Source organism: Sphingomonas sp. SphC10, assembly GCF_057004845.1.
The window spans coordinates 2,866,424-2,879,607 of the sequence record NZ_CM168044.1 but is presented as its reverse complement, the minus strand read 5'-3'; the positions used below and the strand labels follow the sequence as shown (position 1 = coordinate 2,879,607).

Below are 13,184 nucleotides of genomic sequence, written 5' to 3'. Positions count from 1 at the left end.
CGCTCCTTTACGTGTTGCTAGGCCCTATGTGGGCGAGGCGGGGCGGTAATGAAAGGTGGCGGCGTAAATCAGCCGTTCAGCCGTGCGATCGTCCGCTCCCGCCCGATCAGCGGCAGCAGCGCGGCCATGTCCGGCCCCTGCGCCCGGCCGGTCAGCGCCAGGCGCAGCGGCAGGAACAGCGTCTTGCCCTTGCGCCCCGTCGCGTCCTTCAAGGCGGCGGTCAGCGCAGCCCAAGGATCGCCCGCCCAGTCGATCCGCCCCGCGACCTCGGCCGCTTGCGCCAGATAGGCGCGGTCGTCCTCGGCAGGCTCGGGAGCCTCGACCGGCCCCTCGATCACCTGCCACCAGTCGGCGGCCTCCGCGACGGTGTTGAGATTGGGCCGCACCGCCTCCCATTCCGCTACACCCATACCGGTCGGCAGCCGGTCGGCGACGGCCTCGAACGGCGTCTGGTGGAGGATGCGCGCGTTCAGCTGCGCCAGTTCCGCTTCGTCGAACCGCGCGGGCGCCCGGCCGAAGCGGGAGAAATCGAACCCGGCGATAAGCGGCGCCATGTCGGCGACCGGCTCGACCGGATCGCTGGTTCCGATGCGGGCGAGGAGCGCGCGCACCGCCTGCGGTTCGATGCCGATCTCGCGGAAGTGGTCGACCCCCAGCGAGCCGAGTCGCTTGGACAGCTTGCCCTCATTGCCGGTCAGCAGCGCGGCATGGGCGAAGCGCGGCAGCTCGGCCGCCAGCGCCTGGAACATCTGAATCTGGAGCGCGGTGTTGGAGACGTGATCCTCGCCACGCACCACCTGGGTCACGCCCATGTCGATATCGTCGATCACCGAGGGCAGCATATAGAGCCATGTCCCATCGGCGCGGCGGATGATGGGATCGCTCATCGTTGCGGGGTCGAAGCGCTGGGGCCCGCGCACCGCATCGTCCCATTCGATCGGCGCGCCGTGATCCAGCTTGAACCGCCAGTGCGGGCGAACGCCTTCGCTCTCCAGCTTGGTACGGTCCTCCTCGGTCAACGACAGCGCGGCGCGGTCGTACACCGGCGGCAGGCCGCGCCCGAGCTGGATCTTGCGCTTCAGGTCCAGTTCCTGCGCGCTCTCATAGGCGGGGTACACATGGCCGCCCGCAACCAGCTCGGCGAAGCGCGCCTCGTACAGAGTGAAACGCTGCGACTGGCGTACCTCGGCATCGGGGATCAGCCCCAGCCAGGCCAAATCCGCCCGGATCGCATCCACATAGCGTTCCTCGCTGCGCTCGGCATCGGTATCGTCGATGCGCAGCAGGAAACGCCCGCCAGCCTTTTGCGCATACATCCAGTTGTGCAGCGCGGTGCGGATATTGCCGACATGCAGCCGCCCGGTGGGCGAGGGAGCGAAACGGGTCACGGTCATGAGCGCCGCCATAATCGGGGAATCACCTTTGCGCTATTGTGACAGCGCGATTAAAGGGGCCGCGACTACGGGCTGTCTGCGGGGACGGGGTACGACCATGAAATTGATGACCGGCAATTCCAATCTGCCGCTGGCGAAGGCGGTTTCCTCCTATCTGGAGGTGCCGTTGACGGAGGCACTGGTGCGCCGCTTCGCCGATGAGGAAATCTTCGTCGAGATCCAGGAAAACGTCCGCGGCGAGGACGTGTTCGTGATCCAATCGACCGGCTATCCGGTCAACGACAACCTCATGGAACTGCTCATCATGATCGACGCGCTGAAGCGCGCGTCGGCGCGGCGCATCACGGCGGTGATTCCCTATTTCGGCTATGCGCGCCAGGATCGGAAGCCCGGCCCCCGCACGCCGATCTCGGCCAAGCTGGTCGCCAACCTGATCACCGTCGCGGGCGCCGACCGCGTCCTGTCGGTCGATCTCCATGCCGGTCAGATTCAGGGATTCTTCGATATCCCGACCGACAATCTCTATGCCGCGCCGGTCATGTCGGCGGACATTCTGGCGCGCTTCAAGAACGACAACCTCATGGTCGTCTCGCCCGACGTCGGCGGCGTGGTCCGTGCCCGCCAGCTTGCCAAGCGGCTGAACAACGCGCCGCTCGCCATCGTCGACAAGCGCCGCGAGCGCGCGGGCGAGTCGGAGGTGATGAACATCATCGGTGACGTGGAAGGGCGCTTCTGCATCCTGATCGACGATATCGTCGACTCGGCGGGCACGCTGTGCAACGCGGCCGCCGCTTTGCGCCAGGCGGGGGCGGAAGACGTCGTCGCCTATGTCACCCACGGCGTGCTGTCGGGTGGCGCGGTGGCGCGAGTCGATGGCTCGGAACTGCGCGAGCTGGTGATTACCGACTCGATCGGCAACCATGAGTCGATCAGCGGCACGGGCAAGATCCGCCACCTGCCGATTGCTCCGCTGCTGGGCGAAGCGATCAAGCGCATCGCGGATGAGACCAGCGTGTCGAGCCTGTTCGATTGATTTTTTTGGGGTAAGCCGCAGGCATCTCGCTCGTGGCCTATCCCCTACCCCAAACCCCTCCCCCCGGCCGGGAGGAGGGGTTTAGAAGAAGCGCTAGCCAGTCGAACTAAGCACGCCCCTCCCGCAGGCGAGTTTCAGGTCGGTCATGCCGCCGGCATGACCTAAACGATGCGGGGCATCGTTTACCTGAAACTGGGATGGGGGAGGGCTTCGCCACAAGCGAAACGCTTAAGGCTCACACTCCTCAGCGATTTCCCAGCGCGACGATATGCTCGAACACCGCCGGGTGGAGCGGCTTGGAGAATGCGCAGCCATATTTGAAGCGGTCACGCCAGGCGATCACCGCCTCCAGCGGGGCGAGGCCCGGCAGGGTCAGCCAGACGATCGTACCCGGCCACAGGGTGAAGCTGGTCTCGGCGCGAAAGCCCTCGGACGACAGGTCGACGACGTCGATCTCGAACCGGGTCTGGCCCTTGTCGCGCAGATGGGCGCGCATGCGCACCGCATGGCGCAGCGACCGGCGAAGGTCCTGGCCGGGAACGGGCTCGAAAGGCGGTGTGAAGACCGGTTTTTCCATGACGCTCCCCTCTTCGCTGAACAAGGTTACTTTTCCGTCAACAGGGCATCCTGACGCTCGGCCGCGACACGTTCGGACGCACCCGCAGGCCGCCGCACGCCCGCCCGTGCGCGCTTCTTCAGTTCCGCCTTCAGATCCTCGGGCCGAGGCGCGACCAGAAAGCCGAAGCTGACCGTGCCTTCCTTCGTCTCGACGACATGGTGCAGCCGGTGCGCCTGGATGATCCGCTTCATATAATCGGACTTGGGCAGATATCGGGTCGGAAGACGCTTATGGACGATGATGTCGTGAAAGCCGAAATAGATCGCGCCATAGGCCGCGATTCCCGCCCCGATCCAGGTGAAGCCCGGCCACCAGCCCAGTTGCACCCCGCCCAGGATCATCACGAAGGACGGGACCGCGAAGATGGCCGCATAGAGATCGTTCAATTCCCAGTTGCCGGTGCGCGGCCGGTGATGGCTCTCGTGCAGGAACCAGCCGGGGCCGTGCATGATCCACCGGTGGGCCGCATAGGCGAACCCCTCCATGAAGATCACGGTGCCGAGAAACAGAAGGATGCCGAAAGCCCAGTTCATCGGGTCATCATAACGCATTTGCGATAAATTTGCTTCCTATTCCGTCGGTCGCGTCAAGGGATCGCCCCGACCGCCCCTGAAAAGCATTTGCGATGCATTTGCATTAACGCCGTTTCGGGGTGGATTTGTCCGTCAGCCTGTGCTTTAGCCACACCCAATTTCCCTAGAACCACCCGAGAGGCGGAAGGCTAGCGCATGAACATCCACGAATATCAGGCCAAGGAATTGCTCGCCAAGTTCGGCGTGCCCGTCCCCGCCGGCTTCGCCGCGATGACCGTCGAGGAGGCCGTTGAGGCATCGTCCAAGCTCCCCGGCCCGCTCTACGTCGTCAAGGCGCAGATCCATGCGGGCGGCCGCGGCAAGGGCAAGTTCAAGGAACTCGGCCCCGACGCCAAGGGCGGCGTCCGCCTGGCCAAGACCGCCGAGGAAGTCCGCGCTGCCGCCACCGACATGCTGGGCAACACGCTGGTCACCATCCAGACCGGCGAAGCGGGCAAGCAGGTCAACCGCCTGTACGTGACCGACGGCGTCGACATCGCGAAGGAATTCTACCTCGCGCTGCTCGTCAACCGTGCGACCGGCCGTGTCTCGATGGTCGCCTCGACCGAAGGCGGCATGGACATCGAGACCGTGGCGCATGACACGCCCGAGAAGATCCACTCGATCGACATCGACACCGCGACCGGCTTCATGCCGCATCACGGCCGCGCCGTCGCCGCCGCGCTGGAGCTGACCGGCGACCTCGCCAAGCAGGCCGCCAATGTCGCGTCGAAGCTCTACGCCGCGTTCCTGGGCACCGATGCCGAGCAGATCGAGATCAACCCGCTCGCCGTCACCGAGGACGGCAAGCTGATGGTGCTCGACGCCAAGGTCGGCTTCGACGGCAACGCCATGTTCCGTCACAAGGACCTGATGGAACTGCGCGACACCACCGAAGAAGACGCGATGGAGCTGGAGGCGTCGAAGTACGACCTGGCGTACATCAAGCTCGACGGTGACATTGGCTGCATGGTCAACGGCGCCGGCCTCGCCATGGCGACGATGGACATCATCAAGCTGAACGGCATGTTCCCGGCCAACTTCCTCGACGTCGGCGGCGGCGCGAACAAGGAGAAGGTCACCGCGGCGTTCAAGATCATCCTGAGCGATCCCGCCGTGAAGGGCATCCTGGTCAACATCTTCGGCGGCATCATGCGCTGCGACATCATCGCCGACGGCATCGTCGCGGCGGCGAAGGAAGTGAACCTGCAGGTTCCGCTGGTCGTCCGCCTCGAGGGTACGAATGTCGAGAAGGGCAAGGAAATCCTCGCCAATTCGGGTCTCGCCATCGTCCCCGCCAACGATCTGGGCGATGCCGCCAAGAAGATCGTGGCCGAGGTTCAGAAGGTCGCCTAAACCGCACCTTCGGCCCTGACGGACCGATTATAAAGGGGCTCGGGCGGAAACGTCCGGGCCCCTTTCTCGTTGGTCGGGCGTAACTCTTGCGATGCGGTCGCAAGCCCGCCAAAGACGGCGGCATGATGGGCTATCCAGCCGGGAAGGAATCGCGATGAAGATCGTCGTGCCCGTGAAGCGGGTGTTGGATTATAACGTAAAGCCGCGCGTGAAGGCGGACGGGACGGGCGTCGATCTGGCGAACGTGAAGATGTCGATGAACCCGTTCGACGAGATCGCGGTGGAAGAGGCGATCCGGCTGAAGGAAAAGGGGGCGGCGACCGAGGTCGTCGTCGTCTCGATCGGTGAGCCCAAGGCAGCGGACACGCTGCGCACCGCGCTCGCCATGGGCGCGGACCGGGCGGTGCTAATCACCGCCGATCAGGCGCCCGAGCCGCTGGGCGTCGCCAAGCTGCTTGCCAAAGTGGTCGAGGAGGAACAGCCCGGCCTCGTCATCCTGGGCAAGCAGGCGATCGACGGCGACAACAACCAGACCGGCCAGATGCTGGCCGGGCTGCTCGGCTGGGCGCAGGGCACGTTCGCCTCGAAGGTCGAGATCGACGGCCAGACCGCCAACGTCACCCGCGAGGTCGATGGCGGGCTGGAGACGGTGGCACTGACGTTGCCCGCCATCGTCACCACCGACCTTCGCCTGAACGAGCCGCGCTATGCGTCTCTCCCCAACATCATGAAGGCCAAGTCCAAGCCGATGGCGACCAAGACCGCCGCCGACTACGGCGTCGACGTGTCGCCCCGCCTGACGATCACGCACGTCGCCGAACCCGGCAAGCGCCAGGCGGGCGTCAAGGTCGGCTCGGTCGACGAACTGGTCGAGAAACTCAAAGCACTGGGAGTGGCCAAGTGAAGACGCTGGTATGGGTCGAGCATGACGGCGGGTCCGTCAAGGATGCCACGCTGGCGACCGTCACGGCGGCGGCCAAGCTGGGCGAGGTCCACCTGATCGTCGCGGGTCAGGGTGTGGACGGTGTCGCGCAGGCGGCCGCGAAGATCGCGGGCGTGGGCAAGGTCCATATCGCCGACGACGCGGCCTACGCCAATGCGCTCGCCGAGAATGTCGCGCCGCTGATCGCGCAGTTGATGGGCCATCACGACGCCTTCCTCGCCCCCTCGACCACCACCGGCAAGAATATCGCGCCGCGCGTCGCCGCCCTCATCGACGTGATGCAGATTTCAGACATCCTGTCGGTCGAGGGTCCGGACAGCTTCACCCGGCCCATCTATGCGGGCAACGCGATCGCCACGGTCAAGACCAGCGACACTAAGCTCGTCCTGACCGTCCGCACCACCGCGTTCGAAAAGGCGGCGGCCGAGGGTGGGTCGGGCGAGGTCGAGGCGGTCGCCGCGACGGGCGACGCGGCCAAGTCCCGCTTCGTAGGCGCGGAAAAGGCCGAGAATGCGCGGCCCGAGCTGACCAGCGCCAAGATCATCGTCTCGGGCGGCCGTGCACTGGGGTCGGAGGATCAGTTCCATGCGCTGATCGACCCGCTCGCCGACAAGCTGGGCGCCGCCGTCGGCGCGAGCCGTGCGGCGGTCGATGCGGGCTATGCCCCCAACGACTATCAGGTCGGCCAGACCGGCAAGATCGTGGCGCCGGAAGTCTATGTCGCGGTCGGCATTTCGGGCGCGATCCAGCATCTGGCGGGGATGAAGGACTCCAAGATCATCGTCGCGATCAACAAGGACGAGGATGCACCGATCTTCCAGGTGGCCGATATCGGCCTGGTCGGCGACCTCTTCACCGTCGTGCCGGAACTGACCAGCAAGGTCTGATAGAGGTGGGGAGCTTGCCGCCTGGGCCATCCCTGGCGGCATGCTCCCCCTCCACCACCGCTTCGCGGTGGTCCTCCCCGTGAAGGGGAAATTTCAGCGGATCCGATACAGCCTCAGCGGCGATCCCTTGGGCAGCGGCAGCGGGGTCAGCCAGTTCGGCGTCCAGCCGCGCGCCATCCGGTCGTAGAAGCCGCCCGGCGCGCGTGCGCGGTAGTTGGTCGACTCGGCCATGTCCGGGCAGATCAGCAGCAACGTCGCACCATGCCGCTTCATGATCGCACGCGCCTGCGCCTCGCTGCCCTGAAAGGCGTGTTGTACGTCCAGGATCGCATCGCCATTGCGGTGATAGGGTCCTGCGATCGCGTCATGATGCGTCGTCACGATCAACCGTGGCCCCAGATCGACGAAGGTGAACACCGTCGCTCGGGGATAGGCATTCACCCGCGTCAGCACCGAGGTGCGCACGCACTGCCCGGTCGCACGGTTGACCCGGTTCGCATAAGCGCTCGGCTGGGTCGCGGGCAGATAGGTGACGATCCAGCTCGCCGCGATCCCCGTCGGCACCAGCACCGCCAGCACGATGGCTGGCACCCGCAGCAGGGGCGAGCGCAGCCGCGTCAGCCAGGGCAGGACCATCCAGAGCAACGCCGCGATGCCCGGAATCGCCAGCATCTGCGCCGCCGGCGCCGCGCGCGCCTGCCACAACAGCATCAGGCAGGCGAAGGTCGTGAACAGCGCCACCGCGGTCCAGCCGATCGTCCGCCGCCGCCAGGCCGCGACGATCGCCCCGATCATCCCGATCACCGGCATGATCGCCATGGGCAGCGCGACGCGAAGCGGGTGCTTGTAGATCGGCTTGGCCTCGCGGACATTGTTCAGCCAGTTGCGCTGCAACTCGGGACTGACCTGTTCGGGGCGGGTCAGGCATTGCGGGAACAGGCTGGCGAAACCGCCCGCGATCACCGCACCTGCGACCACCGCCAGACCCAGCCGCGCGCCGCGCGACGCCGGATTGATCCGCGCCAGCACGAACAGCAACGCCCCCGCCGCGACCGTCACCGACAACCAGACCGGGGTCAGCGCGTCGCAGCGCATCGCGTAATTGGCGTTGGAGGCAAAGGCGGCGAACCCCGCCGCACTCCCGCCGCCCAGGGTCAGCGCATAGACGGCCAGCCGGTCGGCCTCCGCCCGGTCCCACACCCAGCGCAAAGTCAGGATCGCGCCCGCCATTGCGGCATAGGGCAGCATCTCCAGCCCGATCGCCAGCGACACCGCGCTCGCCAGGCCGACCAGCGCGCCGCCGCGCCGTGCCGCCGGATCGCACAGACCCGCGACCGTGACCGCCAGCATTGCCAGCTGCCACCCGTGATGGTCGATGCGCATCGGCATATACATCAGCAGCGTCGCATGGGCGCACAGCAGCAGCGCCAGGCCCAGCGGCCATGTCAGCACCCCGATCAGGCGGCGCAGCGTCACCGCCAGCGCGGTCATGGTGATCGACAGCGGGATCAGCGGCGCCAGGCCGCAGGCGAGCCGCTCGGCCCAGGCGGGGGTGGTGAACAGGCGGAAGAACAGGATCAGCCCGGCGATCGGCAGGTCGACGATGCGGCTCCAATGGATGTCGAAGCCGACCGGCGGGTTCATCCGATACTGGCGCAGATCATACCAGTCCTGCCCCGCCATCCAGGCCCGCACCTGCATCAGCCGCATATTGTCGTCGGTGTCGCCCAGCGACCACCAGCGTATCTGGCCCCAGCGGTCGTACATGTACCAGGCGGCGATCGCGGCCCACGCCACCAGCACCCACCGTTGCCAGTTGCGGTCGATCTCACGCTGCAGACGTTCCAAAGACGCTTCCCTCATACCCGCCCGCAGCCTAAGGCGCGGGGACATGGGTTCCGCTCTATCGCGGGCGGCGCAAAGGGCAAGGTTGGGGGCAAGGTCGGGAGTATGGCGACTCTTCAGCACCAGATCGATCGATGGCGGTCCAGCGGCATGCTGGGCCAGATCATCCGCTTCGGTATCGCGGGGGGCGTGTCGACGGTCGTCTATTCGGCGGTCTATCTGCCGCTGACCTATTGGGTCCTGCCGCATGACAAGGCCGTGCTGGCGGTGCCGCCCGCCTTTCTGGTCGCGGTGATCGTCGGCTTCTTCCTGCACAGTGCGTGGAGTTTTCGCGGGCACGGCACCCGCGACTCCAGCGGCCGGCAGCATCTGAAATTCCTGGTGGTGCAGGGCTTCGGCCTTGCGCTGAACGCGCTCTTCACCTGGATCGCGACCGGGCTATTGCATCAACAACCCTGGGTCGCGCTGATCCCGGTGGTCACGATCACGCCGATCGCGACCTTCGCGCTCAACCGCCAATGGGTCTTCGGATAAGTTCATGGACCGTATCGTTTACGACCGCATGGCCGCGCATGATTCCACCCATTGGTGGTATCGCGCGCGCCGCGACATCCTGGCGGACTATCTGACCCGCTATGGCAAGCTGCCCGCCGAGGCGCGCATTCTGGAAATCGGCTGCGGCACCGGGCACAACCTTCCGATGCTGGCGAGCTTCGGCTCGGTCGACGCGATCGAGATCGACCCCGCCGCGCGCGAGATCGCATCCGCCCGGCTGGGCAAGCCGGTCCAGGCCGCGCCGCTCCCCGAACTGCCGGGGATCGAGCGGGGCGCGTACGACCTGATCGCGGTGCTCGATGTGGTCGAGCATATCGAGGACGATGTCGCCGCGCTTGCCGCGATGAAGTCCTGCCTGAAGCCGGGCGGCAAGATCCTGATCGCGGTCCCTGCGCATCAGTGGATGTGGTCGGCGCACGACGTGGTGAACCATCATCATCGCCGCTATTCCAAGGGGACGCTGGTGTCGGCGATCGAGAAGGCGGGGCTGAAACCCCGCAAGCTCGGCTATTTCAACTCGCTGCTCTTCCCGCTGGCGGCGGCCGCGCGGATCGCGGGACGGATCACGGGGCGCGACGACAGCGACGATTCGCCCCCGCCCGCGCCGCTCAACAAGGCGTTCGAGGCGATCTTCCGGCTGGAGCGGCATCTGGTCGGGCGTGTGCCGTTGACGCCGGGGGTGTCGATCGTGACCTTGGCGGAGCCGGTTTGAGGCTGGCGTGGGGGCGTGGCCTTCGACTTCGTTCAGGCTGAACGGAGTGAGGTGCTATTGGCCGCACAGCTCAACCCCCGTTCCGCCTGAGCGAAGTCGAAGGCCACCGGAATCCCTCGCAAATATGGTTTCACTCACCGTCCATCCCTTTTAGGGAAGTCCCCATGCTGGACTTTCATCGCGCCGATCTGGCCCGACTGGCTGCGCGGGACCGGTTGCGGGGGCTGGCTCCGATGGCGGGCAGGGACTTCGCCTCCAACGACTATCTGGGGCTGGCGAGCCACCCCCGCCTTGCCGCCGCCATCGCGGACGCGGTGGCAGAGGGCGTCCCCGTCGGTTCGGGCGGCTCGCGGCTGTTGCGCGGCAACCACCCGGAGCATGAGGCGCTGGAGGCCGAAGCCGCCGCATTCTTCGGGGCGGAGGCGAGCCTGTATTTCTCGTCGGGCTATACCGCCAATGCGACGCTCCTGGCGACGCTGCCCCAGCGTGGCGACCTGATCGTCCATGACGCGCTCGTCCATGCCAGCATGCATGAGGGGATGAAGCTGTCGCGGGCGCAGTCCGTGGCGGCGGCGCATAACGACCCGGCGGCGTTCGAGGATGCGATCCGGGCCTGGCGCACCCAAGGCGGCAAGGGCACCGCCTGGATCGCGGTCGAAAGCCTCTATTCGATGGACGGCGACACCGCGCCGCTCGCCGAACTGATGGCGGTGGCCGAGCGGCACGACGCGATGCTGATCGTGGACGAGGCGCATGCCACCGGCGTCTTCGGCGAGCGGGGGCAGGGGCTCGCCACGCCCGGCGAGCGGGTCGTCACCCTCCACACCTGCGGCAAGGCACTGGGGTGCGAGGGCGCGCTGGTCGCGGGGCCCGCCATCGTGCGCGACTATCTGGTCAATCGCGGGCGGGGTTTCATTTTCTCAACCGCGCCGTCCCCCCTCATGGCGCGCGGGGTGCGCGAGGCCTTGCGCATCCTCGCCGACGAGCCCGAACGGCGGACCACGCTCCATGAGCGGATCGCGCTGGCGGGAGAGTGTCTGGCGAAACAGGGCGCGCTGGCGAACGGCACGCCGATCATGCCGCTGATCCTGCACGATAATGGCCGCACCATGCGCGCGGCCGAGGCGTTGCAGGTGCGCGGCTTCGACATTCGCGGCATCCGGCCGCCGACCGTGCCGGTGGGCGCGGCGCGGCTGCGGCTGTCGGTCACCCTCAATGTCGAGGCGGCGGACATCCTCGCCCTCGACCAGGCACTGAACGAGGTTCTGGCATGAGCGCGATCATCGTCACCGGCACCGATACCGAAATCGGCAAGACCGTTTTCTCCGCCGCACTGACCGGCGCGCTGGGGGCCAGCTATTGGAAGCCGGTGCAGGCGGGCACCGACGAGGAGGGGCATGGCGATGCCGAGACGGTGGCACGCCTGAGCGGCCGCCCGGTCCTCCCCTCCGCCTATCGGTTGAAGATCCCTTGCTCGCCGCACCGTGCGGCCGAGATCGACGGGGTGGAGATCGCGATGGACCGGCTGGCCCTGCCGCCGATCGATGGCGCGCTGGTCGCCGAGGGGGCGGGCGGGGTGCTGGTGCCCGTCACCCGCCAGTTGCTGTTCGCCGACCTGTTCGCCCATTGGGGCCGCCCGGTGGTGCTGGTCGCGCGGACCGGGCTGGGCACGATCAACCACAGCCTGTTGTCGATCGAGGCGCTGCAGTCGCGCGGGGTGCCGATCCTGGGCGTCGCATTCGTCGGCGAGGGTGTCGAGGACAGCGAGGCGACCATTGCCGCGATCGGCGGGGTGAAGCGGCTTGGCCGTCTGCCGCGTCTGGCGACGCTCAACCGCGAGACACTGGCCGAAGCATTTGCCGCGAACTTCGACATCGGGGATTTTCGATGACCTCGCCGGTCTGGCATCCCTTTACCCAGCACGGCCTGGGCGAACCGATCCCCAGGGTCGCCACCGCCAACGGCGCGGTGCTGACCACGGTGGACGGGCGCGAAGTGATCGACGCCATTTCCAGCTGGTGGGTGACGACGCACGGCCATAACCATCCGCGCATCAGCGCCGCCATCGCGGAACAGGCGGGCAAGCTCGACCAGATCATCTTCGCGGGCTGGACGCATGAACCCGCCGAGGAAGTCGCCGCCGAACTGGTGCGGATCACCCCGCCCGAACTGACGCGGGTGTTCTTCTCGGACTCCGGTTCGACGGCGGTCGAGGTCGCGCTGAAGATGGCGCTGGGATACTGGCTCCACCGGGGCGAGCCGCGTCACCGCATCCTCGTCCTCGAACACAGCTATCATGGTGACACGATCGGCGCGATGTCGGTCGGCGCGCGCGGCGTGTACAACCGCGCCTATGCGCCGCTGCTCTTCGATGTCGGCACCATTCCCTTTCCCAGCGATGCACAGGCCACGCTCGACGCGCTGGAGGCGGAGTGCCGGGCGGGCGCGGCGGCGTTCATCGTCGAGCCTTTGGTGCTCGGTGCGGGCGGCATGCTCCTGTACACGCCGGAGACGCTGGCCGCGATGCGCGACATTTGCGCAGCACACGGCGTCTTGTTCATCGCCGACGAGATCATGACCGGCTGGGGCCGCACCGGCACGTTGCTGGCCTGCGAGCAGGCGGAGGTGGTGCCCGACATTCTCTGCCTGTCCAAGGGGCTGACCGGCGGCGCGGTGCCGCTGGCGGTGACGCTGGCGATCGAGCCGATCTTCCAGGCGCATTGGTCGGAGACCGACCGGTCGAAACAGTTCTTCCACTCGTCCAGCTATACCGCCAACCCCATCGCCTGCGCGGCGGCGGCGGCCAATCTGGCGATCTGGCGTGACGAGCCGGTGCAGGCACGGATCGATGCTCTGGCGGCGGCGCAATCGCGGCATCTGGCAACGGTGGCAAGCGAAGCGTCGGTCCACAGCCCCCGCCAACTTGGTACGATCGCCGCATTCGAGCTGGGCGCGGGGCAGGATTACCTGTCCGACCTGGCGCCCCGACTGCTGACCCATTTTCGCGAGCGTGATCTGCTCGTCCGGCCGATGGGCAACACCATCTATGTCATGCCGCCCTACTCCATCACACCGGAACAGCTCGGTACAGTCTGGACCGGCATCTGCGAAGCGATCGACCGTTTCGGGAGTTAAACCTCGTTCCTCCCCTGCAAGGGGAGGTGTCGCGCGAAGCGTGACGGAGGGGTGTTCCCCTCTCGATAGCACGACACCCCTCCGTCAGGGCTGACGCCCTGCCACCTCCCCTTACAGGGGAGGAATATCGGGT

At 66.8% G+C, this 13,184-nt stretch carries 13 protein-coding genes; 9 read left to right on the top strand and 4 right to left on the bottom strand.

What is annotated here, in order from left to right; translation table 11 throughout:
- Positions 1 to 68: 68 nt before the first annotated feature.
- Positions 69 to 1,394 carry a glutamate--tRNA ligase gene (gene gltX / locus ACWKSV_RS13165; protein ID WP_076717767.1) on the bottom strand — a complete coding sequence of 442 codons (1,326 nt, stop codon included), beginning with the start codon at positions 1,392 to 1,394 and terminating at the stop codon, positions 69 to 71.
- Between the two features lie 97 nt (positions 1,395 to 1,491).
- On the opposite strand from gltX, the gene ACWKSV_RS13160 reads away from it, so the two are divergent.
- Complete coding sequence (locus tag ACWKSV_RS13160; protein WP_056438950.1) at positions 1,492 to 2,427, top strand: ribose-phosphate pyrophosphokinase; 936 nt, start codon at positions 1,492 to 1,494, stop codon at positions 2,425 to 2,427.
- A 244-nt stretch (positions 2,428 to 2,671) separates the two neighbouring features.
- On the opposite strand, the gene ACWKSV_RS13155 is transcribed toward ACWKSV_RS13160, so the two are convergent.
- Together ACWKSV_RS13155 and ACWKSV_RS13150 are read right to left on the bottom strand one after the other, a co-directional pair.
- On the bottom strand, positions 2,672 to 3,004 hold the full coding sequence (locus ACWKSV_RS13155; RefSeq protein WP_056439044.1) for a pilus assembly protein PilZ: 333 nt from the start codon (positions 3,002 to 3,004) through the stop codon (positions 2,672 to 2,674).
- 26 nt (positions 3,005 to 3,030) lie between these two features.
- On the bottom strand, positions 3,031 to 3,597 hold the full coding sequence (locus ACWKSV_RS13150; protein ID WP_237243483.1) for a sterol desaturase family protein: 567 nt from the start codon (positions 3,595 to 3,597) through the stop codon (positions 3,031 to 3,033).
- Positions 3,598 to 3,774: 177 nt separating this feature from the next.
- On the opposite strand from ACWKSV_RS13150, the gene sucC reads away from it, so the two are divergent.
- From sucC to ACWKSV_RS13135, 3 genes are all read left to right on the top strand, one after another.
- A complete protein-coding gene (gene sucC, locus ACWKSV_RS13145) occupies positions 3,775 to 4,974 on the top strand; it encodes an ADP-forming succinate--CoA ligase subunit beta (RefSeq protein ID WP_056438953.1) in 1,200 nt (399 codons plus the stop codon).
- Between the two features lie 154 nt (positions 4,975 to 5,128).
- Positions 5,129 to 5,878: an electron transfer flavoprotein subunit beta/FixA family protein gene (locus ACWKSV_RS13140; RefSeq protein ID WP_076714268.1), complete on the top strand. Its 750-nt coding sequence runs from the start codon at positions 5,129 to 5,131 to the stop codon at positions 5,876 to 5,878.
- Positions 5,875 to 6,804: an electron transfer flavoprotein subunit alpha/FixB family protein gene (locus tag ACWKSV_RS13135; RefSeq protein ID WP_076714266.1), complete on the top strand. Its 930-nt coding sequence runs from the start codon at positions 5,875 to 5,877 to the stop codon at positions 6,802 to 6,804. Before ACWKSV_RS13140 ends, ACWKSV_RS13135 begins: the two co-directional genes overlap by 4 nt.
- A 93-nt stretch (positions 6,805 to 6,897) precedes the next feature.
- On the opposite strand, the gene ACWKSV_RS13130 is transcribed toward ACWKSV_RS13135, so the two are convergent.
- Entirely contained in the window at positions 6,898 to 8,667 is a 1,770-nt protein-coding gene (locus ACWKSV_RS13130) for a hypothetical protein (RefSeq protein WP_076714264.1), read from the bottom strand.
- Positions 8,668 to 8,754: 87 nt separating this feature from the next.
- On the opposite strand from ACWKSV_RS13130, the gene ACWKSV_RS13125 reads away from it, so the two are divergent.
- The 5 genes from ACWKSV_RS13125 (at position 8,755) to ACWKSV_RS13105 (ending at position 13,051) form a co-directional block, all read left to right on the top strand.
- Entirely contained in the window at positions 8,755 to 9,183 is a 429-nt protein-coding gene (locus tag ACWKSV_RS13125) for a GtrA family protein (RefSeq protein WP_172839604.1), read from the top strand.
- Positions 9,184 to 9,187: 4 nt separating this feature from the next.
- The gene (locus ACWKSV_RS13120; RefSeq protein ID WP_076714262.1) at positions 9,188 to 9,916 is read left to right on the top strand and encodes a class I SAM-dependent methyltransferase; all 729 of its coding nucleotides are present in this window, start codon (positions 9,188 to 9,190) and stop codon (positions 9,914 to 9,916) included.
- A gap of 164 nt (positions 9,917 to 10,080) precedes the next feature.
- Positions 10,081 to 11,190 carry an 8-amino-7-oxononanoate synthase gene (locus ACWKSV_RS13115; RefSeq protein WP_076714260.1) on the top strand — a complete coding sequence of 370 codons (1,110 nt, stop codon included), beginning with the start codon at positions 10,081 to 10,083 and terminating at the stop codon, positions 11,188 to 11,190.
- Positions 11,187 to 11,807, top strand: a complete 621-nt coding sequence (gene bioD / locus ACWKSV_RS13110; protein ID WP_076714258.1) for a dethiobiotin synthase — start codon at positions 11,187 to 11,189, stop codon at positions 11,805 to 11,807. The genes ACWKSV_RS13115 and bioD overlap by 4 nt, the downstream gene beginning before the upstream one ends.
- Positions 11,804 to 13,051, top strand: a complete 1,248-nt coding sequence (locus tag ACWKSV_RS13105; protein ID WP_076714256.1) for an adenosylmethionine--8-amino-7-oxononanoate transaminase — start codon at positions 11,804 to 11,806, stop codon at positions 13,049 to 13,051. Before bioD ends, ACWKSV_RS13105 begins: the two co-directional genes overlap by 4 nt.
- Positions 13,052 to 13,184: the final 133 nt, after the last annotated feature.